At 66.4% G+C, this 25,815-nt stretch carries 17 protein-coding genes and 1 tRNA gene; 16 read left to right on the top strand and 2 right to left on the bottom strand.

Features of this window, described 5'->3' with window-relative positions; genetic code table 11:
- Window positions 1–245 precede the first annotated feature (245 nt).
- Entirely contained in the window at window positions 246–971 is a 726-nt protein-coding gene (locus HCK04_RS38160) for an XRE family transcriptional regulator (protein WP_142652380.1), read from the top strand.
- 71 nt (window positions 972–1,042) lie between these two features.
- On the opposite strand, the gene HCK04_RS41645 is transcribed toward HCK04_RS38160, so the two are convergent.
- Together HCK04_RS41645 and HCK04_RS41640 are read right to left on the bottom strand one after the other, a co-directional pair.
- Window positions 1,043–1,654 (bottom strand): hypothetical protein, encoded by a 612-nt coding sequence (locus HCK04_RS41645; RefSeq protein WP_205831219.1) that lies wholly within the window; start codon window positions 1,652–1,654, stop codon window positions 1,043–1,045.
- Window positions 1,655–1,711: 57 nt separating this feature from the next.
- Window positions 1,712–2,866 carry an IS481 family transposase gene (locus tag HCK04_RS41640; protein WP_260617550.1) on the bottom strand — a complete coding sequence of 385 codons (1,155 nt, stop codon included), beginning with the start codon at window positions 2,864–2,866 and terminating at the stop codon, window positions 1,712–1,714.
- A 652-nt stretch (window positions 2,867–3,518) separates the two neighbouring features.
- On the opposite strand from HCK04_RS41640, the gene HCK04_RS38150 reads away from it, so the two are divergent.
- The 15 genes from HCK04_RS38150 to lgt all read left to right on the top strand — a co-directional run bounded on the left by HCK04_RS38150 (window position 3,519) and on the right by lgt (window position 25,631).
- Window positions 3,519–3,683, top strand: coding sequence for a hypothetical protein (locus HCK04_RS38150; protein ID WP_168066596.1), 165 nt, complete (start codon window positions 3,519–3,521; stop codon window positions 3,681–3,683).
- Window positions 3,684–3,883: 200 nt separating this feature from the next.
- The gene (locus tag HCK04_RS38145; RefSeq protein WP_142652378.1) at window positions 3,884–5,971 is read left to right on the top strand and encodes an N-6 DNA methylase; all 2,088 of its coding nucleotides are present in this window, start codon (window positions 3,884–3,886) and stop codon (window positions 5,969–5,971) included.
- On the top strand, window positions 5,968–7,260 hold the full coding sequence (locus tag HCK04_RS38140; protein WP_142652376.1) for an AAA family ATPase: 1,293 nt from the start codon (window positions 5,968–5,970) through the stop codon (window positions 7,258–7,260). The genes HCK04_RS38145 and HCK04_RS38140 overlap by 4 nt, the downstream gene beginning before the upstream one ends.
- A gap of 76 nt (window positions 7,261–7,336) precedes the next feature.
- A complete protein-coding gene (locus HCK04_RS38135) occupies window positions 7,337–8,002 on the top strand; it encodes a hypothetical protein (protein WP_142652374.1) in 666 nt (221 codons plus the stop codon).
- Window positions 7,999–9,417 carry a restriction endonuclease subunit S gene (locus tag HCK04_RS38130; protein ID WP_142652371.1) on the top strand — a complete coding sequence of 473 codons (1,419 nt, stop codon included), beginning with the start codon at window positions 7,999–8,001 and terminating at the stop codon, window positions 9,415–9,417. The genes HCK04_RS38135 and HCK04_RS38130 overlap by 4 nt, the downstream gene beginning before the upstream one ends.
- 2 nt (window positions 9,418–9,419) lie before the next feature.
- Entirely contained in the window at window positions 9,420–13,508 is a 4,089-nt protein-coding gene (locus HCK04_RS38125; protein WP_142652369.1) for a serine/threonine protein kinase, read from the top strand.
- 4 nt (window positions 13,509–13,512) lie between these two features.
- Window positions 13,513–15,090 carry a hypothetical protein gene (locus tag HCK04_RS38120; RefSeq protein ID WP_142652367.1) on the top strand — a complete coding sequence of 526 codons (1,578 nt, stop codon included), beginning with the start codon at window positions 13,513–13,515 and terminating at the stop codon, window positions 15,088–15,090.
- Window positions 15,087–20,579, top strand: coding sequence for an ATP-binding protein (locus HCK04_RS38115; RefSeq protein ID WP_142652365.1), 5,493 nt, complete (start codon window positions 15,087–15,089; stop codon window positions 20,577–20,579). The genes HCK04_RS38120 and HCK04_RS38115 overlap by 4 nt, the downstream gene beginning before the upstream one ends.
- Before the next feature lie 37 nt (window positions 20,580–20,616).
- Window positions 20,617–20,883, top strand: a complete 267-nt coding sequence (locus HCK04_RS38110; protein WP_205831217.1) for a hypothetical protein — start codon at window positions 20,617–20,619, stop codon at window positions 20,881–20,883.
- 53 nt (window positions 20,884–20,936) lie between these two features.
- A tRNA-Ser gene (locus HCK04_RS38105) sits at window positions 20,937–20,999 on the top strand.
- Window positions 21,000–21,222: 223 nt separating this feature from the next.
- A complete protein-coding gene (locus tag HCK04_RS38100) occupies window positions 21,223–21,753 on the top strand; it encodes a GNAT family N-acetyltransferase (protein ID WP_142652361.1) in 531 nt (176 codons plus the stop codon).
- Window positions 21,750–22,244 carry a hypothetical protein gene (locus HCK04_RS38095; RefSeq protein ID WP_142652359.1) on the top strand — a complete coding sequence of 165 codons (495 nt, stop codon included), beginning with the start codon at window positions 21,750–21,752 and terminating at the stop codon, window positions 22,242–22,244. Before HCK04_RS38100 ends, HCK04_RS38095 begins: the two co-directional genes overlap by 4 nt.
- A gap of 472 nt (window positions 22,245–22,716) precedes the next feature.
- Window positions 22,717–23,883, top strand: a complete 1,167-nt coding sequence (locus HCK04_RS38090; RefSeq protein ID WP_142652357.1) for an RNA ligase RtcB family protein — start codon at window positions 22,717–22,719, stop codon at window positions 23,881–23,883.
- A complete protein-coding gene (prfH, locus tag HCK04_RS38085; RefSeq protein ID WP_142652355.1) occupies window positions 23,880–24,578 on the top strand; it encodes a peptide chain release factor H in 699 nt (232 codons plus the stop codon). Before HCK04_RS38090 ends, prfH begins: the two co-directional genes overlap by 4 nt.
- Before the next feature lie 162 nt (window positions 24,579–24,740).
- Window positions 24,741–25,631: a prolipoprotein diacylglyceryl transferase gene (gene lgt, locus HCK04_RS38080; RefSeq protein ID WP_142652354.1), complete on the top strand. Its 891-nt coding sequence runs from the start codon at window positions 24,741–24,743 to the stop codon at window positions 25,629–25,631.
- Window positions 25,632–25,815: the final 184 nt, after the last annotated feature.

Here is a 25,815-nt window from a genome sequence, read left to right as displayed (position 1 = left end):
ACTCCAGATCGCCTTGCAGCTCTGTTAAGAGCTGTTCCTGGTACGCCCGCTGCTGCTCCCGAATCGGTCTCATCGGTTCCATGCCCTTGTGCTCCTTCGTCTCGGCTGTCCGGGCGTCTGCGTGTGCGCCCGTGCCGAACGAGCTTCTGACGAGGGCTGGAACCTCTCCACCACGACTAAGGGACGTCTAGGGACGTCTTGTGTTACCGTCGGCCACAGAGCCGACCACCCAGGAGGCCCGCACCATGAGCGACACCCTTCGCCAGGCCCTCGCCAAGGCCCGCCTCCAGCCCGTGGACGTCGCCAGCGCCCTCGGAGTCGACCCCAAGACCGTCGCCCGCTGGCTCAAAGGCCGTGTCCCCTACCCTCGTCACCGCTGGGCGCTCGCCGACCTCCTGCAACTCGACGAAGGCGACCTCTGGCCCGACGTCGCCCAACCGCGGCGAACCATCTCCCACGAGGTGAAAGCCGTCTATCCTCACCGCTGGGCCGTACCGCAGACCATTTGGCGCCAGCTCTTCCAGGGCGCGACCCGTGAGATCGACATCCTGACCTACAGCAGCCTGTTCCTCGCCGAAGACACCGGCATGATCCACCTCCTGGCCAGCCGAGCCCCCGCAGGCGTCAAGGTCCGTATCCTCCTCGGCGACCCCGATAGCCCCGAGGTAGCCGCACGAGGAGTCGAAGAAGGCATCGGAGCCGATGTCATGGCCGCCCGAGTGCGCAATGCCCTCATGCTGTACCGGCCGCTTCGCGAAGTCGACGGCGTGGAAATCCGGCTCCACCGCACGGTGCTGTACAACTCGATCTACCGGGCCGACGCCGAGCTGCTGGTGAACGTCCATGCCTACAGCGTCCCGGCAGCCCAAGCCCCAGTGCTGTACCTGACGGCCACCAAGGACGAAGACAGCACAGCCGTGTACCTCATCAGCCTCGAACGCGTCTGGGCCACAGCCGAACCACTCCGCTGACGACCCGTACCGCGTGTCTAGTCCCATGAGATGCCTGACGTTTCTGTCCCAGGACATGGGCGACAGGTGATCTAGGAAACACGGTCGACCTTGCGGGGTCGGTGAGCTTTGTGGTTCCGAATCGGGATGTCCGTCGTCCGCCGCACCGTGCGCGGCCCCTCGTCCAGGTCGATCGTGAAGGTGGTGTCGCTGACGTGCACGGTGACGACCTCACCGGCGTGCTGACGGCCCAGGGAGACGGTCTGACGGCACATCATGATCACGCCAAAAGAGTTGGCCCGGCGCTGCACCGTGACCGGTGACCGGGCCAGCACAGGAGGCGGGCCGGCGGGACGGGCACCGCGCAGCAGCAGGCACTTGGGCCAGATCAGCGGGTTGGGCCGGGTCCGCAGCAGCTCGCGGGTGTCAGGGTCGAGGAACATCAGCGTGGTCTCCTCGATCCGGATCGTGACCCGGCGCCCGGCCAGGATCTCGGCGGCCAGCAGGTAGCGCCCGCCCAGGCTGACCATGCCGTACTTGGTCACCGTCCGCTCCACCTCGAGCGCGGCATCGGTCTCGGCCTGCGGCAGCGGGGACGGCCCGGCGGCACGGCCGCCGCGGGCGAACAACGCGGCCAGGTCCGCCGTCGACAGATGCGAGCGCAGGCTCTTGAGCCGCACCCCACCGGCCAGCAGATGGATCACATCCGTATCGGCCCAGAAGGTGAGCACCTGCCCGGCGCGAGAGGTCCCGAGCCAGAACTACTTGCCCGCCACGCCGAGGTTGCCGCTGGGCGGCACCACCCGCTCGAACTCGATGGGCCCGCCCTGCCACACAGCAGACACCGGGGCCGGTTCCGCCTGCCCAGCCTGTTCGCTGCCAACCACGGCGGACGGCTCCTGGCGCCTGGGGTCCGCAACCTCGGCAGGCAGCTCAGCGGCGGCAGAAGAAAGCTGCGGCGCTGTGGCCAGGATGGGCGGCACCCGCAGCGGCAGCAGTTCTCGCTCAGCCTCCGGGACCGGGATGAACCGCTCAGACGGGCAGGCCATGCCCAGGCTCTGATGCGGCCGCACGGTGTTGTAGCCGGCCACCCAGGCACCCAACGCGGCCTGCACCGCGCCCAGGTCCTCAAACGGGCCGGCGTCGTCGAGTAACTCCCGGCGCATGCTCTGATGAAACCGCTCGACCTTCCCCGTCGTGGTCGGCGAGCGCGGCTGGGTGAGCCGGTGGGTGATGCCGTTGTCGCGGCAGATGCGGTCGAACAGCACCTCACCGCCGTGCCCGAACCGCGCGGTGAACTGCTTGCCGTTATCGGTGAGCACCTCACCCGGCGCCCCGAGCGCGCCCAGCGCCTCGACGAAGGCCAGGCAGACCGCACGTCCGGTGGCCCGCACCACCGCCTTGGCGATCACGCAGTAGCGGGAGTGGTCATCGACGCCGGTCACGATCTTGACCTCGCGGCCATCGGTCAAGAACACCCCGCCGACGATGTCCATCTGCCACAGCTCCATCGGCGCGTCCCGCTCCCAGCGGCGGAAGACCTGCTTACGGCGGCCCGTCCCGGGCTGGATCAGGCCATGACGCACCAGGGCCCGATACACCCCCATCCGCGACGGCACCGGAACCGCGCCCCGCCGGGCGACCTCATGCGCGAGCCGGACCGGACCCCACCGCGGATGCTGGCGCCGCAGCTCGCACACCAGCACCTCCACCTGCGCCGGCATCTGGGAGGGAGACGAGTGCGGACGCCGTGAGCGATCCACCAACCCGCCCAGGCCCGATTCCCGATAGCGCGACACCCACCCCGACAACGTCTGCCGGGCCACCCCCACCTCGCGCGCGACCTCGGTCACCGTCGCTCCGGCCAAGACCGCCAGCACCGCCCGATACCGCTGCTCGACAACGGACAACTCCACCAGGGCCAATCCCGGCCTCCTGACGCGCGACGCCCGCAAACGACGCACGCCAGACTGACCGACAACGGCACCTGTCACCCATGTCTTGGGACTGGAGTGTCAAGCATCTCCCGGGACACGACAGACGACCCGTCCCGCGGCCGGAAGCAACTTTTCTTCTCGCTATTAAAGCGGCCCGCCTACGGCGGCCCGCGTCGCGCGCTGGTCGGCCAGCCGGCCCGGCTGCGGCTCTTCGGCCGGTCCCGGCCGGCGCCGCCCGCGCGCTCCCAACCGCAAGGGCGGAACGCCCAGACGATCGCGAATTCCACCGCGGCCAGGAGGACGACCAGGGCGACGCGGTCCAGCTCGCCGAGGCACTCGGAGGAAGAGCCGCAAGGGGCTCCGCCCCCTGCACCCCCGGCCCTCCGACGGAGATGCGCTGACAGCCAACCCCTGTGGGAGGTCTCAGAGCTGACCTGGGGCGGTGCAGGTGGGATGGTCATCTCCTCGCCGGCCACCCCGAAGGGATGCCAGACCAGCCGCCCAAGGTCAAGCCGTCGAGTGCGGGCAGGACAACCAGCAGGCGCGGAAGGTCACCGGGAGCATGTACACGCAAACGACGGCTTGACCCCAGGCGCCCGGCCCGGCATGGCTACGCCTGCCCGACGAGGAGATGACCAAACGCCTCGGCGTGACGTATGGCGTGCTGCGGCTCTACCAGCAGGAGGTTCAAATCAAAATGGTGGACGTATACGACATGCCCAACTTTCGCCAAGGCAGTCTGGATGACCGCCGCCGTCAGCGACAACCCGAACAAGGTCGACGTCAGGCCGGATAGAGGGACCTCTGCCCCGAGAGGAGCCCCCGAAATTCCAGGGCGGAGTTGTCGAACTCGAGGGATAGCGTGGCCTTTGTGTCGGCAGGCGATTCGAGGGGCTCTAGGCGTGGTCGCCCTGCTGCCCCATAGGATTCGGGTCTGCAGGCTCGTGTCTCGTGGGCCTGGGCTGGCATGGCGAGCGTGAGGCGGGTCGGACGTAGATGGAACAGGTCGGCTTGGAGATCGGGCAGCTCGACGAAGGCGAGAAGGTCGAGCCGGACGCCCTGGCCGACGACGAGGACATTGACTTCATCACCGGCAAGCGGATCAAGCTCAAAGGCAATGAGCCGGTACGGCAGGCCGTGGCGCTGGCCCTCGCCTACGAGTACCGCATCCCGGTCGAGGACATGGAGCGGGACTACCCGATCCCGGTGGACGTGGTCGGCAAGCGCCGGGGCAGCAAGAAGGCCGACATCGCGATCTTCGAGCACGGCAAGCCGCATACCCTGGACAACCTGCGCCGGGTCGTGGTGTGCAAGCCGCAGCCGAAGCTCGGGCGCAGCGTCACCAAGCTCCGCACCTTCCAGCAGGCGGCGAAGGACCTGGAGGAGCTGGAGGAACTCCTCGGGACAGAGGCGACTCCGCAGATCCGCTACGGCATGTGGACGAACGGGGTGGACCAGTTCTTTCTCCACAAGTCCACAAGCAGGTTCGGCGCGACCTTCGAGCAGCTTCCCTACTGGCCGGTGGCGGAGGAAACAGACGAGGAGTTGAGCGGCGCCCGCCCGTCCGTCGGCCGCTTCCGGCTCGGTGAGGCCGGGGCCCTCAAGACGGCGTTCCGCCGCTGCCACAACTACATTCACGGCAACGAGGGCATGCCGAAGGACGCGGCGTTCTGGCAGTTCCTCTACCTGCTCTTCGCCAAGATGCACGACGAGAAGGTGAGCCGCAGGAACGGCACGCCACCGGAGTTCTATGCGTTGCCCCGGGAGCACAACGACGAGGCAGGCCGTAAGGCCATCAGGGAGCGCGTGCTGCAGCTTTTCGACGTCGTGAAGAAGGAATACGACGTCTTCAGTGCTCGTGACGAAATCACTCTGTCCGACCGTGCCATCGCGTTCATCGTGGGCGAGCTCGGCTCCTACAACCTGAGCGGGACCGACGCCGACGTCAAAGGGCTGGCCTACCAGGAATTGGTCGGCACCAACCTGCGGGGTGACCGCGGGCAGTATTTCACCCCGCGCAACGCGGTCGAGTTCATGGTCGACATCCTCGACCCGCAGGAGGATGAGACGGTCCTTGACCCCTGCTGCGGCACTGGCGGCTTCTTGAGGGAGACACTTCGTCACCTGCTCGACAAGTGGCGGGAGCGGGAAGGAACGGCTGGGCAGCCTGACACTGTCGAGCAGCTTGACCAGCACCAGGAGCGGCTTCGCGACTACGCTGACCGTCACCTGTTCGGCGCCGACTTCGACCCATTCCTGGTCAGAGCGGCCAGCATGAGCGTGATGATGCTCAGCGGCGCACCGGGCAACACCTTCCACATGGACTCACTTGCCTTTCCCGAAGGGCATCTCTCCGGTGTCGCGCCTGCCAACGAGAAGATCAGTCTGGGTACCGTCGATGTGGTCCTCACCAACCCGCCTTTCGGCACGGACATTAAAATCGAGGACAAGGACATCCTTGATCAGTACCGTGACGGCGTCGCCCAGTCTTGGTCCCGCAATCGAGAGACCGGCGAATTGGTCACCACCGGAAGCGCCAATGCGATGTCTCCCGAGCAGCTTTTCGTGCAGCGCGCCGTGCAGTGGGTGCGCGAAGGCGGACGGGTCGGCATCGTCCTGCCGAACGGGATTCTGTCGAACCCCGGGCCGGCAGACGAAGCGATCCGCCGATGGATTCTGAAGAACTGCTGGGTGCTGGCCAGTGTGGAGCTGCCGGTAGAGGCCTTCATCCACGAGGCCGGCGTGAACATCCTCACGACGCTGCTTTTCCTCAAGCGTAAAACTCGCAACGAGATCATCGATGAGACGATGTCAGGCAAGCAGCAGGACTACCCGGTCTTCATGGCTGTCGCGGAGAAGGTGGGCATCGACCGCCGAGGCAACAAGGTGTACCGCCGTCACCCCGACGGGGAGATCATCGCGGAGGCGGACCCGAATGAGGAACCCCGGACCTGGGTCCGGAACGGCGAGGTCATCACCATCCCACCGCGCAGACGCAAGTTGATCGACAACGATCTCCCCGAGATCGCCCGTGCGTATAAGCGGTTCCGGGAGAGGTATCCGGAGCCGGGGGGGCCTCGTTGATTACCAGGATCGAGGTTCACAACTACCGGTGTTTTTCTGAACTCAGCGTCGACTTGGGCCGCTACCACGTGCTTGCAGGCGCGAACGGCGCCGGCAAGACCACGCTCCTGGACATCCCCAGCCTTCTTGGCGACATGCTTGGTCAGCGCGTCGTCGCGGCGTTCCTGGAACGCCGTGAGCATGACAGGCCGGCCCGCGCTGGCACGCTGACCGATCTGCTGCACAAGGGCCAGGGCGACACCATCGCCTTCGCTGTCGAGGCACGGCTGGCGGAGCCGATCGTCGAAGCGTTGGCCGGAGCCAGTCAGGTCCGGCTCGGCAACCGTCCGGTGCCGACTCATCTCCGATATGAGTTGCGTCTGGAGGTCACTACCCGGGAACTCGCCGTGGCAGACGAGTACCTCTTTCTGTTCGCGGATACGGAGACACCGCCAAAGGCGGGGAAGTTCCCCCAGGGGAGGACCGTCAGCGGAACGGCGCTTGAGCAGTCCGACTGGCAAGCGGTGATTCTCCGCGAGGGGCGTTCGCCCACGCGATTTATCCCGGAGACCACCACGCAGAGCACGGATATCCCGCCGCTGCGCGTGCCATCCAGTCGGCTTGCGCTGGGAACGGTCCCGGCGGATCCCGATCTCTTCCCCGCCGCGCTGTGGCTGGGGCAACTCCTCCGTGAAGGTGTGGTCTTCTTCGACCCCGCGTGGGAGACGCTGCGTCGCCCGTCCCCGCCAGGCCATCCGTCACGGCTGCTGCCGTCCGGAGAGAACCTGCCCTGGCTCGCCCTGGGTATGCAGGAGTCCCACCCCGACCGCTTCAACGCGTGGATCGATCACGTCCGTACGGCGTTGCCGCAGGTACGCGCGATCCAGGCGGTCGAGCGGGAGGAAGACCACTACGCCTACTTCTCGGTGGAATACACCGGTGGCTATCGCGTCACTTCCTCCGGGCTTTCCGACGGCACCCTGCGCATTCTGGCGATGACGCTGCTGCCATACCTGGATGATGGGGTCATGCCCGAGCTGCTCGTGACCGAGGAACCGGAGAACGGCATACACCCGCGGGCGATCGAAACAGTGGTGCAGTCGTTGAGCTCGCTATACGACACGCAGGTGTGGGTCTCCACTCACTCACCGATCGTGCTCGCGCACACCGACCTCGCGGACGTGCTCGTCGCCCGGCTCGATGACGACGGCACTGTCAACGTGATTCCCGGCAATCAGCATCCCCAGCTCCGCGACTGGCGTGGCTCGCTCGACATCGGCACGCTCTTCGCCGCCGGGGTGCTTTCGTGAGTGCCCCCGCAGTTCATGGCCCCGATGGCCGTACTCCATTCCCCATTGCCTCCACCACCGTCGCGGGAGTCTTCTCGTGGTCCAGCCTTCCGGCAAGCGCGATGTCATCTTCCTGGTCGCCGACGGTGGCATGGAGCAGGTGCTACGCGGGTTCTTCGGCCGTGACCACTTCCACCGGTCTTTGCGCTGCGGGCCGTTCGCGTTCGACCCGGCGAAGGATGTCGTCGTAGCGCCGACCAAGGACCCGGGTGTGTACGGCACGGCCCGAGAGTTGTTACGCCCTTACGAGCACTCGCATGAGCGTGCCGTGGTGATGCTGGACGCGGATTGGGCGGGCAGCCCCGGCGCGACGGCCATTCAGACGCACATCAAGGAAGCGCTGACCGGCGTCTGGAACGAGTTCGCCGTGGTCGTGATCGAGCCGGAGCTCGAGGCGTGGATCTGGCAGGACAGCCCACACCTCGCCGAGGTTTTCAAGTGCCCTGACTTTCGCGCCCTGCTCGAACGCAGCGGACACTGGCCGGCGGACGCGCCCAAACCGTCTGATCCGAAAGGCGCTCTCGAGCACCTGCGCCGTCGCCACAACGTGAAGGTGTTCAATGCTGACTTCGGCAAGATCGCCGCAAGGGTGTCGGTGCGGCACTGCCAGGACGTCGCCTTCCATCATCTCTGTGATCACCTGCGGGCCTGGTTCCCGCCACAGCACGACTTCTCCACCCACGGCCGCCGGGAGCATCGATGAGAATCAGCAAGGACCTCGACAACCCGGTACGTGCGAGCTGGTTCGCCGACCAGAGCTATCGCCTCGACGCCAGTCCCTACTTGTCGGGCGCTTACGAGGCGAGGAAGCTCCTGGAACGTCTGCCGAAGACAGTCCCGCTGGGGTTGCTGACCCGACAGCACAACGGGGTTTTCCATGCCGGTCGTGTTTCCCGGCGCTGGGTAACGGATCGAAATCACGGCGTTCCCTTCTTCTCCAGCACTGACATTCTGGAAGCCGACTACTCGCACCTTCCATTGATCTCGAAAAAGTCTGTGCAGGAGAATCCGAAGTTGACGATTCGGCGTGACTGGATTCTCATCACCAGATCCGGGACGGTCGGAAGGATGGCTTACGCTCGTCCGGATATAGACGGATATGCGTGCAGTGAGCATGTGTTGCGGGTGGTGGCGAATCAAGGTGTTGTCCTGCCTGGCTACCTTTATGCATTTCTGGCAAGTCCGTACGGTATCCCGATGGTCGTCAGTCAAGCATCTGGATCTATTATTCAGCACATAGAGCCGGACTATATAGTTGACCTGCCGGTGCCGAGGTTTGAGCCTGTTATTGAAGGGCGAATCCACAAGCTGATCCAGGAAGCGGCCGACCTGCGCGCCAAGGCCCAAACTGGTGTCACCCATGCCACGCGCGACCTGTTTGAGAGTGCGGGCTTGCCTGAACTCGCGGATTTCGCCTGGCATAAGCAGTCGCGAGCGACCGGATTTACAGTTCAGGGCATAACGACCGCGTCCTTGCGGGCGCTCAATTATGACGCTCGTGCGCGGCGTATCGCGGATCTGGTTCGTGGCGTCGATCACATAAGTCTCGGTGAGATATGTGCTGAAGGAGAGCTGGCACGAGGAAATCGATTCTCAAGGATCCCGGTAGACCGCGGTAATGGCGTCAGGCTTATCGGTCAGGAGCATATCTTCTGGCTGCGCCCGGAGGAGCGATGGATAGCCCTTAAGCCTGGTGAAATTGCCCAACTCAGAGTTGTCGATGAGACGATTATGGTCGCTTGTCAAGGTCTCCTCACGGAGAGGTCTCTGATTGGTCGGGCTGCATTTGTGTCCGGTAGTTGGACCCAATACGTTTACTCGGAGCATCTCCTTCGTGTCAGATCGGGTATAGGCGGAATTCCAAACGCCTATCTATTTGCCTTCCTGCGCTCCGAGGCGGCATTTCGAATGCTGCGGTCCTTGTGTGCGGGAACAGGCCCGCAGGATATTAACTACATATTGCGCAAGCAGATCCCCGTACCCCTGTGCGCGCCGGAGGATCGGGAGCGGATCGCGGAGACGGTTCGTCAGGCGTATCGGTGGCGGGACGAGGCCGACATGAAGGAAGATCAGGCTTTGGCTCTGCTCGGCGATGCAGTGAGAGAGGCGGCTGGCTAGGCATGGCGCGGATTCTCGGTGGCGGCCCCCCGGTCAACGAGGCAGAGCGTCTCACCATTGCGCATCTGCGCGATCACGCCCCCGAGCACTGGCTGGTGCTGCACAACATCGAGATTCCCGTGCGTGGGGACGCCTACGAGGTGGATCTGGCGGTCGTCACCGACCACTCGCTGTGCCTGATCGACGTGAAGGGCGTCCACGGCCGCATCGAGGTCATTGGGCGCAAGTGGCATCCGGAGCGGCGGGAGCCGTACGGCTCGCCGGTGGCCAAGCTGCGCGGACACGCACGCGCCTTGAAGGGCCTTTTAGAGCGGTCCGACCGGGCGCTCAGCCGCGTCTACGTGGACGCGCTGGTCGTGCTCACGGCGGACGACGCCGTACTGATCGACCCGAACGACCGGCCCGACGCCGACGCGAACGACGTGACGACGGTGCGCGAACTCGTGCCGACGCTCAGCGACGTCAGTCGCGTCCGGCAGGGTTTCATCCGGGATGTTCGCCCGTACGGTGAGCGACTGGTCAACGCGCTCACCGGGAGCGTGCGTCATCCGACCGGCCCTCAGCGGTTCGGCAACTGGGAGGTGGTGGAGCGGCTCGGCGGCACGGAGGAGGTCACAGAACACCGCGCCATCAACGCCACGACCCGAGCGCCGGAAAGGGTCCGGTTGCGGGTCTACACAGTCGACCCGTACCAACAGGACGAGCAGCGGGCCGCCGAGCGCGTCGCGATCGCCAACGCCTACGAGGTGCTCGCCCGGATGCCGGCCCACGAATGCATCGTGCGGCAGCGCGACTTCTTCTCCAGTGAGGACGAGAGCCGCTTCGTCCTGGTGCTCGACGACGCTCACGGTCGGCCGCTCCGGCTGTTCCTCGGCAATCCCCGGGAGGCCCTCACCGCCGACGCGAAGATACGCGTGATCGGCGACATGCTGCGCGGGCTCGCGCACGCGCACGCGCACCGGGTCATCCACCGGGCGCTCACGCCCGACGCGGTGCTGGTCACCGGATCGGGCCGGGGACTGCTGACCGGCTTCGACTACGCCAGACCGGAGACGCCACGCGACCACACCGTGGTGAACCGGCTGGCCGACGCGCTCAATCCCTTCTACGTCGCGCCCGAATGCCAGGAACGCGCGCAGGCGATGACCCGAGCCTCGGACGTCTACGCCGCCGGTGTCATCGCCTACCAGCTGCTTACCGGGGAGCTACCGTTCACCTCCACGGCCGACCAGTGGGAGCGGGGAAGCGTGCTGCCGGCGGAGCCCATGGAGGACGCTGGTCTCCCGCAATGGATGGCCGAGCTGCTCCAGAAGATGTGCGCCCGGGCGCCGTCCGCCCGGCTTACCGCGGCGGAAGCGTACGAGGCGCTGGCCCGTGGTGAGCGAGGTGGGGGAGCGGGAAACGGTGGCGGGCGTGCCAGCGGCGGAACGAGCGGGCCGGGCCTCGACTACGACAACCTGCCCGAGGGCTATCAGCTCACCCCTCAATACACGGTGCAGCGCAAGCTCGGAAGGGGCACGTACGGCGCGGTCTACCAGGTCTACGACAACCTGGCCGGCACCGACCAGGCCATCAAGATCGTCATCAGAGACCGGGAGTCGGTGGTCGAGCGGCTGCGCCAGGAATACCAGGTGCTGCGCGGGCTGAGCCACCCCAACGTGGTGAAGGTCGAGGGCGCGGCCTACCTGGACGGCGAAGGGCGCTACCCCTACCTCATCTTCGAGTATCTGGATGGGCAGGAGGTCGGCCAACTGATCAACGGTCGCCCGCTGGGCCCGGCCGACGCGGTGAAGCTGGCGACCGACGTCGCCCGGGGCCTCGTCTACCTGCACGGCCAGGGCGTCTACCACTGCGATATCAAGCCGAGCAACCTCCTGCGGACCGACCACGGCGGCGTGATCATCGACTTCAACGTGGCGGTGACCGCCGGGTCCAGCCTCTCCAAGGCCGGTGGCACGGCCCGCTACGCGCCACCTGACCGGCCTGTCGGCCCTCCGACCCCCGCCGACCTCGCGGATCGCGACGTCTACTCGCTCGGCGTGACCTTGTACGAGGTGCTGACCGGAAGGTGGCCGTTCGCCTCCCGTAGAGGCCCGGAGCCGGGTGAGCTACCCACCGACCCGTCCACGCTGCCGGGGCTCACGGATTTGTCCCCAGCACTGGTCGAGGTCGTCATGAAGGCCATCGCCCCCATGCGCGGCTCCAGGTTCGCTGGTGCAGCGGAGTTCCTCGCGGCGCTGGAGACTGTCGGTGAGAACGTCCGCAAGCGGCCCCCAGTTCTCCTTCCCCCTGTCCGTTCGACGCCATCGGCCGGCAACGTCAACCCGTTCGTCAACCACCTCAAGACGCTCTACAGCCAGAGCACCAGTAGCAACGCCGGCACACGGAGCCAGGGCGAGTTCGACCTGTACATCACGACCGCGCTCGACGATCGACTCATTCCTGACGTGCTGGCCGGTCGATATCGGTTGGTCGTGATCACGGGTAACGCCGGAGACGGGAAGACCGCGTTCTTGGAAAGCCTGGTTCGCGCAGCCGAGAAGAAGGGCGCCACACGGGGCGAGCCACGGAACAACGGCGCGGACGTCCTGCTGCTCGACGGGCACCTGCTGCGCACCAACCACGACGGCAGCCAGGACGAGGGAGACACAGCGAACGACGATGTCCTGCTCGACTTCTTCGGCCCCTTCACGGGAGATGACGGCCCCGGGACGGACGAGCGGGAGACACGACTGATCGCCATCAACGAGGGCCGGTTGGTGGACTTCCTGGCCGCGCATGAGCAGAAGTTCGGCTGGCTGGCCGCGGTGGTGCGGGCCGGGCTGAACGGCGGCTCGGTCCAGGACGGCGTGGCGGTGATCAATCTCAACCGGCGTAGCGTGGTGGCGGACGCCGAGGATCAGGACGCGTCGATCTTCCAGCGCATGCTGGAGCGGATGACTCATGAGAACTTCTGGGCGGCCTGCGAGTCGTGCGAGCTCGTCAACACCTGCTATGCGCCGCACAATGCGCGCACGCTGGCCCATCCCAGCGCCGGGCCGAAAATCAGCGAGCGGCTGCACAAGCTTCACACGCTTGCTCACCTGCGTGGTCGGTTGCACATCACAGTGCGTGACCTGCGTTCGGCACTGGCGTACATGCTCACGTCCGGCCGGGACTGTGCGGAGATTCACGAGCTCTACCGCGGTGGGAGCACAGAAGACATCCTCTCCGGCTTCTACTTCAACAGTTGGGCCGGAGCCCCGGGAACCAAGGACCGCCTGCTCGCGCTGCTGCAGGAGGTCGATGTCGCCCGGGTGCCCGAGCCCGTGCTGGATCGGCGGCTGGACTACGTGGGGCCGGACGCTGGGCAAGCGGTCATGACCGTTGAACAGCGAGGCTCGTACGACGTCGAGTTGCTGAACACGCTCTTCTCTCAGTTGTCCAGAAGCACGGTGCAGTCGGCGCGCAGGCCCGCGTCCCATAAGTCCTATCTCGCCTCGGCACGTCGGCGGTTCTTCTTCGAGTGCGTTGACGACAGCCGGGCCGAGCGGCTCCTGCCGTACCGGTCGGCGGGGCGCTTCCTCTCCCTGCTCGCCCACCCCGCGGAGGCGGAGGGGCAACTTTCCGACATCATCGCGGCCATCAACCGGGGCGAGGGGCTCGCCGATCCGCGGCGGCTCGGTGACTACCTTGCTCTACAGATCCGGGAAGTCGTCGGTGGGACCATCCGCAGTTACCGGCTGTTCTCCGCCGAGGCGCTCAGTCTCGCTGTGGTGCAACCGTCGCGCTCGCCCTATCTGGAGCAGGCACCGGACCGACTTGTCCTGCGCTACACGGGAAGAGCGGGGCACTCGGCGGAGCTGCGCATCCAGCTCGACCTATTCGAGCTCCTTTACCGGTTGCAGGAGGGCTATCTTCCCGGAGTGGCCGAACAGCAAGGGCTCTATCTCGGGCTGACCATCTTCAAGAACCAGCTCGCCGCCGCCCCGTATCAGGAGGTGGTGCTTTCCACCGGTGGACGGGACATGCGCAAGGTGAGCAGGGAGCCCAGCGGACGGCTGGTCATGAGTGCCATTCCGGGCGCCATCGGCGGCGACGAGGGAGCGTGACGAGGTGCATCGCGACCACAAGGAATTCCGGCACCCGGGCGTGAGCTACGTGGACTACAAGCAGCTCGAGATGGACCGCGTGCTCACCGGCCTGCTGCCACGGCTGTGGTTCCAGGGGCGGTCCAGCGTCATCCAGCGGTCGAAGGACCTCGATGTCGACGCTTTCACCCAGGCATTTCTCGAGCACCCTGAGTTCTTCGACGGATTCAACCGGGAGACCACCTATCGATGGCTGGAAACCCATCTACTGGATGTGGTCAACCGGGGCAAGAGCACGCAGGCGGTGGCCGGCCTGCGGCCCTTGCACGGCTTCACCTACCGGTTCAGGAACTACAGCAGGTCGCGGCCGTACAACGCGGACGAGCAGCTCTACTCCATGTTGCACGCCTCAGGTGGACGAGGCAGCACCGCGCTTGACCTGCTCCGCGGCTTCTTCTTCGCCGGCTCCGACCGCCGTACCGAGGCGCCGAGGCTGGGCGAGGAGATCGACGTGGAAACGCAGGCTCTGATCAACCTGGCAGAAGCCCAGAAGGGGGCGATCACCGACCGGGAGAGCAAAGGCGAGCAACGGTGGCGGCCACCGCTCAACCTCGACGCCTGCGACCTGCTGGCCGACGACGTGCTCCGGCTTATGCGGCACGGCGACCTGCTGCCGCGGACCGTGATGATCGACTACCTGAAGATCCTTTTTGCGTTCCACCTCGCGCTCTACCACCTGCGGCTCATGAAGATGTTGCCCGCGATGGTGAACGGCGGCAACGGAACGGGCCGGGACGGCTTCTTCCTCGATGTGGTCGGCATCGCCGGGACGGGCACCGCGAAGCTCGCCGAGAGGAGCGCGTCGACATGGTTCGGCCGCATTCCGGAATTCGTCCGTGCCACCTTCGCGGTCAAGAAGCTGGACGAGTTCGCGGCGCACCTGATGAAACGCGCCAAGCTGCCGCAGCCCGGCGAGGGCTTCTTTCGCGTGGATGAGCTGCTACGGCTGCTGGAGTCCGCCCGGGCCGAGGACAGGAAAATCTTTTTCGGGCAACGGCTGGATCGGCTCCTGGAGGAGCTGGACAGCGCGGATGAGGCGCAAGACCAGCGGATATCGCAAGTTCAGGCGCTCGGGCTGGACGAGTTCACCACGTACGTGGAGATCATCACGCTGCTGCGTGTGCGCTTCCATCGCAAGTACCTCACCGAGTGTCTCGATTCGCTGCTGCTGAAGAACCGGCCAGGCGCCATGATCGCTCAGCCTCACAAGGGGAACCGGCGCTTCGTGCTGGACAGCAGGCTGCTGGAGGTGCTGCTTCAGCTCGCCATGCTCCGGCAGGGAGCGGACGGAGGTTTCCACACCGAGCCGCTCCGTGTGGACGAGTTCCTGGCGATTCTGCGGGAGCGGTACGGCCTCTACATCGATCAGGTGCCCAAGGGCGACGGGTTCGAGCGGGCCGGCATCACTGACCAGCCAGCGCTGCGAGTCAACCGTGACGCCTTCATCGCCCGCCTCCGCGAAATCGGTTTCTACTCCGACCTCTCCGACGCCTACCTCACCCAGACCATCACCCCGCGCTATGTCATTGGAACTCGCCGATGAGCAATGGACTGCGTCACCTGCGTGACGACGACCTCGATGCGGAGTTGGAAGCGCTGCTGACGCCCCGGCTGACCAAGCTGCTGGAGTCGCGGCAGGACGGGCACTGCATCCGGATCACCGATCTCGAGACGTCTCTCGCCGTCCGGCTCTGCCGCCGCGTACGGACCTCGGTGAGCAACGGAGCCCACGTGCACGTCCTCGGCGCCCCGCCCGCCGTTCCCGACGACGTGGCGATAAGCAGCACCAAGCTGGTGGAGTTGCGCAATCCGGACGCTCAGGGCAACCAGCGGCCCCCTCTGCTCGCCCTGGTCCCACCCGGCACGCACGCCAGCGCCGAGGACTCTTTCGGGGTGGCGACCTTCGAGGAACACGACCTCGGGGACGTTTATCACGATCTCGTCGAACAGATCCGCAAGGAGCTGCCCGGGGAGCTGCGCCACGGCGTCGACGAGCTCTTCTCCGTTCTCGACGAGAAGAAGTGGGTGTATGCCGACGGGCACGCGCGAGCGCGTTATGTGGCGACGCTCCGGCTAAACGAGTACGACCAGGCCGCCGCGGGCGCCGCCCTGTTCGAGCTCGGGCTTATTCCCGACTTCGCCCTGTTCAAGGAACCCGGGCAGGTGATGAGCAGGGTTACGAGGAACCTGCGGCAGGTGGAGATTCTGAGCGCTGCTGAGCTGTCCGCTCGCTTGCGAGTGATCGAGCTGCCGCTAGCGGACGGGAACTTCCGAGCGAAGCTGGCTGACTTTCTGACCGGCACCGGTCTGGAAGACCCTCGTATGTGGACACGTCAGATCGTGATGGATCGGGCCAACTGGCGTCTGGCGTTCCAGCACTGGCCGTTGCGGGAAGAACACCGCCACACCGAGGTCCGCATCACCGTCGGTGAGGTCGGGCTGCCGCGTGCAGGCGACCGGCCGGAACATGCGGAAAACCCGTCCCTTCGCAACCTCACCGGACAGCTCTTCCTCGTCGCGGGCAGACAGGGACCCGCGCAGCTGCCCGTCACCTTCGACGTCGCCCCGGATCCGCAGCAGGTCCCCGGCCTCGTCAGGTTCGTCGCCCAGCTGGTCTCTGAGGATTCCGGGCCGACGGGCGTCACCGCCGCCGTCGCCGTCAGCAAGACGGCGAAGACCTCCTACAAGGCCACGCTCAGAAAGCTGCGCAGTGCTCATCTGGAGGAGGGTTGGCACTTCATCCGCGTACTGCCCGTCGACGACGAGGGCCTGCCGATACCCCTCCAACCCTCATCCGAGGATGCCCAACCGCTCAACGAAAGCGATCGGTTCTTCGTCGTCGCCGACGATGAGATCGACGATCCGCCGCCTCAGCAGCGCGCGGCCAAGGACATCGGAGTCACCCACGCTCTGCGCAGGTTGGGCTTCAGCGTGCTCGCTGACGGGCGTGATTGGCACAGTGTCGGCTGCCGCTCCGTCGCGTGGAAGAGCACTCAAGGAGCGGGCCGCTACATCCTCAGCGCCGCCTTCGGAGCTCACGGATCAACCGAAATCGCGATTTCCCCACCCCTTGCGGATTTGCAGCGCCGCATCCTCGCCGACCCCTCGGACGTACGCCGGTGGCGACTGCAGATCAAGCAGGGGCAGACAGACGAGGCCCTGCCGGAGCCACTGGAACTGGAATCGGACGATGAAGCGGTCGACACCTTCCTCGCCACACGGACGCGTGTCTTGAAGGATATCCGCGGGGTAGAGGGGCTGATCGTCGAAGGCGTCGATCTCGGCACGCTGACGGGTGATGTGCGCGCGTACGCCGAGGCGTACTGGGATCTTCTCCGCCGGCACCTGAACCTCGCCGAGCGGGCGGGCCCGCACATGGTCGCCGGTCACCTGCGTCAACTGGACACCCTCCTGCGACTCGACACGGTCGAGGTGGACTGCGTAGGCCAGGACGGTTCACATCGGCCCGCCACCCTGGTGGCCCCTACACATCCACTCCGAATGCTGTGGCTGGTGACCTGGGCCGAGCTGGGACGCTACTGGCTTGATAGCGCGGCGGAGAACGATCCGGAAGTGATCAAAGCGGCGGGTGAGACCCTGGCCGGTATAACGGCGCTGGCCTTTCCGCTCGCCGTACCGAGGGACGGCAGGCAACTCGCCATCGCCGCAGGCGATCTCAATCCCTATTGGGGCGTCTATTTGCCGAACGGCACCGTTGATCCGCAGAGCCTGCTGGCCGAGATCGCCGTGGGGCTCCGGATGCCGGACCGCTGGAGCGGCGGAGACTCTGTTTCCGGTAGGCACCTGGCCAACCGCGTGGAGCGCTACCTGCTGTTGCACCCGTACGTGACGACCTTGGTGATCAGCGCGGTGAACGCGGGGAGCGCCGACCACCTGGCCGACATGCTTGTGGAACTGGCCGGCCGTAAGGAAACCAAGGACATCAACTTCGACATTCGGCTCTTCACGAACGATCCGAACGCGCCTGGGCAGGGCGACGCGCTCGCCGCGCTGCTGCGCGGCGAGTGGAGTACAGCTGCTGCGGCCGAGCCGTTTCACACGAGATCAGCCGGAGGGATCACTCCCAAGCTGGCGGTGGCCGTACGGCCGCTCAGCGAGTTCCGGGCCGCGACCAGCAGTCAGCCCTCGCACATCACGATGCTGTTCGACGCCTTCAACGGGGAGACCTTCACCGCCGGGCGGCTGGAGGAGATCGGCACGGCGCCGGTGCACGGGCTGCGCCAGGACGTCACCGTCGTCTACCAGGAACATGAGAGGGATGACGAGGACGGCGAAGTCACCGCAGACCCCCCGACGTGGCGCAAGCAGCCGCGCCATGGGCCGGCTTATCCAATTCCGGGCGCAGAGGAGCTCTCGGACCTGCTGGCGGCGCTGCCGCAGACGATTTCGACCGCTGCGGCGGCCGTCACGACGGGCGAGGTCGGCACGGGCCTGGTTCCGCAGGTCACGCTCGCACTCACGCCACGCGACAGTACCCTGCTTCATCAAGCGCACAGTGCCAGCGACTGGGTCGTCACGGTCGATCGGACCCTGGGTATCGAGTACTTCGATCGCCCGAGCAGCGAGCGGCGACCGGACTACGTGATCGACTTCGACGTGGACAGCGCCGAAGGGCTCGGCCATCACATCGTCGTCACTTCTCGGTCCGCAGACGAACTCCGTGCTCTGCTGAACCCGCTGCTGTCGCAACACGACCTGGCGATCGACGAACGGCACATCGCCACCTTCTTCGACCAGCTTCGGCTGCTCTCCGGACGCCTGGCCTTCAAGGTCGCGTCCGTAGCCGCGACCGCGCGAACCGAAGTCCTCGGGCTGGCTCTGGCGCGGCTGTATTTGGAATACCAGGGGGCGCTCGCCGACCAGATCGTGGTGCCTTTGGACGCGCACCTGGAGCTTTACCGTGATGCGAGGCGGCGAGCCGACGAAGTGGGAGAGGCGGTCGGCTTTCAACGTGCTGATCTCGCGCTCTTCGGGCTAAATGCTCGAACTCGGACAATCACGTGCAGGCTCGTCGAGGTCAAGTGTTACCGCGACCTATCCGACTATCAGCGTCTGAAGGGGGAGATGGCCGAACAGGTTAGACAGAGCCAGCTGGTGCTGACCCGGCATTTCGACCCACAACTCACCCAGCCCGACCGGCCCGATCGGGCGGTCAAGAACGCCGAACTGGCCACGCTGCTGCGCTCCTACCTCGGGAGGGCCGTACGGCACGGCACCATGCGGCCCGACGCGGCTCGCGAGGCACGCTGGATGCTTGACCGGCTTGATGGCGGCTACCGACTCGGATTCACTCGGACCGGTCTCGCCTTTGACCTCGGTAGCAGCGGCTCCGGCACCGAGATTGAAGACGGCATGGAGTTTCACCGCATCGGGCGAGATCTGACCACCGAGCTGATCGACGCCGTGCCTACCGACCCCGTCCTGGCTGAAGCGGAGACTAGCGCGAGCCTGGCCGCGTTGTCCCTGTCGGTGCCCCGTTTGCCCCAGGCGGCCTTCCGCGCTCCCGCACGCAGTTATAAGGTGCCCGAGGAACGGGTCCGGCCGATCGACATCGATGAGCTCTCTGCGGACGGGAAGGACCTGCGAAATGTCGACGACGCAGAAGAGGCCGCTGCGACGTCGGGGCAGGAGACGCCGATCCCGGAGTCCGTTCCCGTCGTGCCCCAACCTGTCGCCGATCCGGTGCAGGGCGCCGAAGGCCGAGGCGAGGCGAGTGAACCGCCGGTTGCTGTGGGGCCGGGAACAGCAGAGGTTGTGTCTGAGGGGTCCGCGGAAGAGACGGCAGGTGCTGCTTCGCCGGCTGCCGTCGCCCTGCCGTCACCCGACATCTTCCTCGGAGCGAGTACGCCGACCCCTCAGTACGGCCTGCTGGGAGAGGTCGCGGGGCGGCGCGTCGCCCTCGACCTGAATGAGACCCACACCATCAGCCTCTTTGGTGTGCAGGGGGGAGGGAAGAGTTACACGCTCGGGTCCATTATCGAAGCCGCCTCGCTCTCGGTGCCACCGGTCAATGAGCTACCTCACCCGCTTGCCACCATCGTCTTTCACTACAGCCCGACGTTGGATTACGCGCCAGAGTTCACCAGCATGGTTGCACCGAACGACGACCCCGAACAGCTCAGGGTGCTACGGGAAAACTACGGTGCGGAACCTGCGGCGCTGACGGACGTAGTGATGCTGGTTCCGGAGGATCAACTCGACCAGCGCCGGGAGGAATACCCAGACATCAAAGTGCTGCCGTTGAAGTTCGGTTCCAGCGAACTGCGGGCTGAGCACTGGCGCTTCCTTATGGGTGCCATTGGCAACCAGTCCACGTACATCCGACAGCTCCAGCGCATCATGAAGGCGCATCGAAATGATCTACGACTAGATGTGATCAGACAGGGTGTCGAGGAGTCCTCCCTGTCTGACAACCTCAAACAACTCGCCCAGCAGCGACTGGACCTGGCCGCTGAGTACATCGATGACGAAGCCCGAGTCAAAGAACTGGTGCGACCAGGTCGGATGATAATCGTCGATCTTCGAGACGAGTTCATCGAAAAGGACGAGGCGCTCGGACTTTTCGTTGTGCTCATGCAGCTGTTCGCCGAAGCGCAGGCCGACGGAAAGCGGTTCAACAAGCTGGTGGTCTTCGATGAGGCGCACAAGTACATCGAGAGTCCCGACCTGGTAGCGGGGCTGGTGGAAAGCGTGAGAGAGATGCGTCACAAGGGTATGAGCGTCCTGGTTGCCAGCCAGGACCCGCCCTCAGTACCTATTTCTCTGATCGAACTGTCGAATCACGTGATATTGCACAAATTCACCTCGCCGGCCTGGCTGAAGCATCTACAGAAGGCCAATGCGTCTCTGGCGGAGCTCACGTCCACCAAGATGGCGGCGCTCACTCCAGGGGAGGCATACGTATGGTCCAGTAAGGCGACCGATCCGGCGTTCACTCGAAGTGCGGTCAAGATTCGGTTTCGCCCACGAGTTACTCGTCATGGAGGTGGTACTAAGACCGCTGTCAGCTGAGAAATATTGAAGCTGCACGCCGGCCGCGGGTCTCTTTGTGTCGATGCGGCACCGGCCGCTCAAACCCGTCGAGATCGCGGACAAGCGCCGCGGCGGGGCCCTCGCCGAGGGGAGATGGGTGATCAGTGACGAGTTCACCACCAACATAGTCAGCGGCCGTCGCCGGTTTCCGGACGATCTGGATCAACCGCGGCATCTGGCCCGAGCGCGACACAAGGCCGATCACATCATCAGCGATGCGCTGGAGGCCGTGACGATCCTTTCACGAGCGCGGGTAGCTCAGCGCGCTATATACACGAAATGATCAAAGGGCGACTGACAGCTCGCGACTGCATCCGCCGAGGTAAAGGGCGCCGAGGCCCCGAAAGGATCACCGCTCTCCTAAAGCGGGTGCCGCAGGTTCGAATCCTGCCGGGGGCACCTAGTTGACCTTGTCATTTGCTGCCTGACCTGGGGCTTCTCTCTCGGCATGGCTTCCTACCGCATGCAGCCGTAGGCCGCCGACAGCAGTCCTGGATCACCGCGGTGTGACCCGGCCGGCATCGGCACTACAGACCGCGACGAACCGTTACAGGCAATGGCTCACTGCCTTCCGGATAAGGCGTGTGCGGTCTTGTCGCCGCGCGTGATACTCCTCCCTCCTATGAACGACCTTGTGACAGCGCGGCTCGAGCTTCATCCGATGACCGTTGGCGAAGCTGAGCGGGTGCTGGCGGTTGAGTCGGACAGCAGTGACCGATGGGCGCCCGGATACCCCACCGAGGGGGACATGTACGCCGCCAAGCGCTTCCTGGACACCTGTGCGGTCACCGGTGATCCCCAGCCGTTCGGCAACTACGAAATCCGTAGACGCGAGGACGGTCAGGCGATCGGCGGTGTGGGCTTCCACGGACCTGCGGACGAGAACGGCAGCGTCACGATCGGCTACGGCCTCATCCCGTCGGCACGAGGCCAGGGGTACGCCTCCGAAGCCCTTCGGGAAATACTGCTGTTCGCGCGGGCACGCGGCATCACCTGCGTGAAAGGCGACGCCGACCACGGCAACGTCGCGTCCCAGCACGTCATGATGGCAGTCGGCATGCGGCCGACCGGACAAGACGAACGCGTCAGATACTTCGAGATCGCCTGGACCGACACGACGGCGAATGCCGACCTGGGCTCCTACAAGCCATGACCTTGCTCGTGCACCTCACTCCGGCCAAGAACATCCGCTCGATCCGGCGCGCGGGCATCCGCGCCGTCAGCGTGGGGCGGACCGATGCGACAGGCGTCTACTGCCTGCCGGTGCTGCCCTCCTACCAGATCACCTATCAATGGGGCCGTGAGCTGCGGCGTGGCGGTCAGCGCACTCTCGTCGCCGTCCACTTCCGCATTCCGGATGACGAGCCGGTGCTGGTGGGCCACTACAACACCCGGCCGGTCGAACTCGCCAGCGCCGCAGCCGCCGCTCTGATCGCCGGACAACAGGACGCCCGCGGATACGAACTCCTGGTCCCGCGGCCGATCCAGGCCGGCGAGATCCACCGCATCAGGGGCGTGAACCAGGTGACCGGGTGGCGCTACATGCCCAACGCACACGGCAGGCCGCCCTGCGCCTGCCCGATCTGCAACCCTCGTGGAGCGTACGGCGCAGCCAAGATCCGTAAAGCGTTCGACGAGGCGTGACGATTCGGGCTGTCAGCAAGCCGGCTCTCGCCGCTCCAGGGCGGATTCGTTGGTCGGGGAGCCGCACTGGTCGCGTTCGGTCGCCTCGTCGACCGCGCAGGAGTGATGAGCGACCAGACGGCCGAGGCGCTCGTCGGCACCGCTGCCCGACGAAGCGGAACTTTGCCGACTGGACGAAGCATCCCGCAACGCCGTTCGCCAGGCGTTCGCGCGCTGGAGCACGCAGGGCTGGTCACCTCGAAGTGGGCCCCTCTGATGCGAATCCTGCCGAGGAGGCCCTGCGGGCGTCCCGCGCGCGGCCATGCGCGGGCCGGACGGCTGAAAATCAGTTGTCTGGCATGGCGGGGCTCGGAGAATCTGGTGCGCATGAGGCTCTGACGGACAGCGTTCCCCGCGACTTCAACGATGACACGGCGCCGGCTCGCGCCGTGATGCCGCCTGCCCATGCCCTGTTTCAGCGAAGAGAGCGTCTTTGTCTCACCACCACTCCAGGCCGGCCGTAGGGTCGGCCACCGTCACCGTGTTCGCCTCCCCCACCAGCTGGATCGAATCCGATGCCCTGGCGCAGTGTGACCAGGTGGCCGGCCTCGACGGCATGAAGCACGTCGCCGCCATGCCGGACCTGCATCCCGGCAAGGGCGCTCCCATCGGCGCCGCCATGGCCTCGACCGTCTTGTATCCGTTCCTGGTGGGCTCCGACATCGGTTGTGGCATCGCCGTGTTCCCCGTTTCGCTCAAGCGCGCCGTACCCGAGAAGCTCGCCGCCCGGTTTCCCGACCTCGACCGCGCGCTGGACCCTGATCGGGATGCCGACGACCCGGCCTGGGCCGTGGTGAAGGGCGACATTCCCGCCGGTCACCTTGAGGGCCTCGGGACGGTCGGCCGGGGCAACCACTTCGTTGAGCTGGCGCGCATCGGGACCGTCTCCGAACCCGGCCACGCGAGCCGGCTCGGGCTCTCCGCCGGTGACCTGGTCCTCATCGTCCACAGTGGCTCCCGCGGCCTGGGTGAGCAGATCCTGCGGGCGCACACCGAGCTTCACGGCGCGGGCCCCGCCCCTGATCCCGGCGCCTACCTGGCGATGCATGACGCCGCCGTACGGTGGGGGTCGCTCAACCGGCGGCTGCTGGCCGCCCGAGTCGCCCATGCGCTGGGGTTCGAACCCACCGAGCCGATCGTCGACCAGTGCCACAACCTGGTCGAGATCCGCGACGGGATCTACCTGCACCGCAAGGGTGCGGCACCGGGCGACGGCCGCGACGTGCTCATCGCCGGCACGCGAGGCACCCCTTCCTATCTCGTGGCCGCCCACGCCGGGCCGCACGCCAACTGGTCCGTGGCACACGGCGCGGGCCGCAAGATGTCCCGTACGGACGCCCTGCGCCGGGGCCGGGCCAAGCACACGGTCGAGGAACTGCGCCGTACGCCGGTGGGATCGCTGGTGGTGTGCGGCGACCGCCAGCTCCTCTTCGAAGAGGCGCCGACGGCCTACAAGCGCATCGAGCAGGTCATCGCGGACCTCGTCGGCCACGACCTCGCCACGCCCGTGGCCACCACGATCCCGCTGGTCACCTACAAAACACCCGAACCCCGGAGCGCCCAGCGGGAACAGCGCCGCAAGCGAGGAGGCCGGTCGTGAGCGTGCACCTGCTGCTGTCGGCCGGGCGTGGCCCGCAGGAGTGCGCCTGGGCGCTGGCCCGGTTGCTGCGACGCCTGGAGGCCGACGCCACCCGGCGGAATCTGGAGACCCATCGGGTCCAGGCCGTCCCCGGTGACCGGGCCGGCACCTATCGGTCGGTCCTCATCGAGATCGCGGGAGACGGCGCCGAGGCGTTCGCCGCCTCCTGGACCGGAACGCTGTGCTGGCAGGCCCCCAGCCCATATCGGGCCGGCACCGGCCGGAAGAACTGGTACGTCATCGCCCAACCGTGCCGGGTCGACACCCCACGCACCGCCTTCCACGAAAGTGACGTGGACGTCGTCGCCTGCCGCACCGGCGGCCCCGGCGGTCAGCATCGCAACAAGGCCAGCACCGCCGTACGGGCCACTCACCGGCCCACCGGGCTCGTCGTCGTGGTCGACACCGAGCGGCAGTTCAGCCTCAACCGCCGCATCGCCGTACGGCTGCTGCGACAGGCCGTCGAGCGCGGTGACGAGGCGGCCGGGCGCGCCGCCGTCACCGCCCGCTGGCGCGTTCACGACGAACTCGTACGCGGCAACCCCACCCGGGTCGAACGCCCGGAGACGTCGAATCAGGACCTGGCCCCGCAGAAGCAGACCCGCCGACGACGGCGTTCCGCCGGACCGCGTCTACCTCCGAAGGCACCGATCTGATCAGGCCCGCGTCGAGGTGAACCTTCAGCTCAGCGGAAAGCCGCTCGAGCATCAAAGCAGGCGCGTACGACAGTTCGCGCGGGCGGCAGGACGTACAAAGGCACCCTTGCGATCGGGTCACGAAGACGGCCGGGCGGCCTCGGGTTGGCTAGCCTCACCGGCATGCCGCTTGCCTCGATTCCCAGCCCTGCCCAAGGGGTCTGGTATCTCGGGTTCATCCCGATCAGGGCCTACGCGTTGTGCTTCATCGTCGCCATCGGCTTCGCCGTCTGGCTGAGCGACCGCCGCTGGCGCGATCGCGGCGGCGAGAAGGGGGCGATCGGCGACATCGCGGTGCCCGGAGTGATCTTCGGCCTGGTCGGCGCCCGCCTCTACCACGTCGTCACCGACTGGCAGACCTACTTCGGCCCGCGCGCGGTCAAGGAGCCCTACCAGGCGCTGTTCATCTGGGAGGGCGGGCTCAGCATCTGGGGCGCGGTCGCCCTGGGAGCCGTGGGCGTGTGGCTGGCCTGCCGCCGCCGGGGGTTGTCCCTGAGCGCCGTGGCCGACACGGTCGCGCCCGCCCTCGCGTTCGGGCAGGCGATCGCCCGCTGGGGCAACTGGTTCAACCAGGAGCTGTACGGCGGTCCGACCACGTTGCCGTGGGGCCTGGAGATCGACCAGGCGCACGGCGGCGCGCCGGGCGTGCTCTACCACCCGACGTTCCTGTACGAGTCGCTGTGGGACGCGGCGCTCGGTTTCGCGCTGATCCTGGCCGGCAGGCGGTTCACGCTGCACCACGGCCGCCTGTTCGCCGTCTATGTCGCCGGCTACACGTTCGGGCGGTTCTGGATCGAGGGGCTGCGCATCGACCCGGTGGGCGGCGTCGACCACGCGGCGACGTTCCTGGAACTGCGGATCAACCAGTGGACCTCGCTCGTGCTCTTCGCCGGCGCACTGGTCTATCTCTGGGTGACACGCGGCAAGGACGCCGAACAGGTCGTGGTGCCGGCCGCGCACAAGCCCTCGGACGAGGAGAACGGCGACCGGTCGAGGTCGCCTGACCTGCCGTAAGGCCCTTCGGGCACACGCCGCGCAGCACGCCCGGACGTGCGGGGACGGTGCGTGGGCTCGCCGTATGAGACCGGCGGGCTCGGCCGTGTGCCGAGCCCGCCGACCGGGTTCCGCCCGGTCCCGGTCGCCGATGGCGCTCACCCGGTGGGTTTGCGCGTACGCCGGGAGGCCGGGCGGGTTCGGT

It is taken from the genome of Microbispora sp. CL1-1 (assembly GCF_012034195.1).
In the GTDB taxonomy this organism is placed as follows: Bacteria; Actinomycetota; Actinomycetes; order Streptosporangiales; family Streptosporangiaceae; genus Microbispora.
Note: the sequence above shows the minus strand (reverse complement) of the source record. Positions and strands in the feature narration are given on the sequence as shown.

What these genes read in the sequence shown, in the direction of transcription:
- HCK04_RS38160 (WP_142652380.1), top strand. Translation starts at nt 246, where the DNA reads ATGAGCGACACCCTTCGCCAGGCCCTCGCCAAGGCCCGCCTCCAGCCC.
- HCK04_RS38150 (WP_168066596.1), top strand. Translation starts at nt 3,519, where the DNA reads ATGACCAAACGCCTCGGCGTGACGTATGGCGTGCTGCGGCTCTACCAG.
- HCK04_RS38145 (WP_142652378.1), top strand. Translation starts at nt 3,884, where the DNA reads ATGGAACAGGTCGGCTTGGAGATCGGGCAGCTCGACGAAGGCGAGAAG.
- HCK04_RS38130 (WP_142652371.1), top strand. Translation starts at nt 7,999, where the DNA reads ATGAGAATCAGCAAGGACCTCGACAACCCGGTACGTGCGAGCTGGTTC.
- HCK04_RS38125 (WP_142652369.1), top strand. Translation starts at nt 9,420, where the DNA reads ATGGCGCGGATTCTCGGTGGCGGCCCCCCGGTCAACGAGGCAGAGCGT.
- HCK04_RS38115 (WP_142652365.1), top strand. Translation starts at nt 15,087, where the DNA reads ATGAGCAATGGACTGCGTCACCTGCGTGACGACGACCTCGATGCGGAG.
- HCK04_RS38100 (WP_142652361.1), top strand. Translation starts at nt 21,223, where the DNA reads ATGAACGACCTTGTGACAGCGCGGCTCGAGCTTCATCCGATGACCGTT.
- HCK04_RS38095 (WP_142652359.1), top strand. Translation starts at nt 21,750, where the DNA reads ATGACCTTGCTCGTGCACCTCACTCCGGCCAAGAACATCCGCTCGATC.
- lgt (WP_142652354.1), top strand. Translation starts at nt 24,741, where the DNA reads ATGCCGCTTGCCTCGATTCCCAGCCCTGCCCAAGGGGTCTGGTATCTC.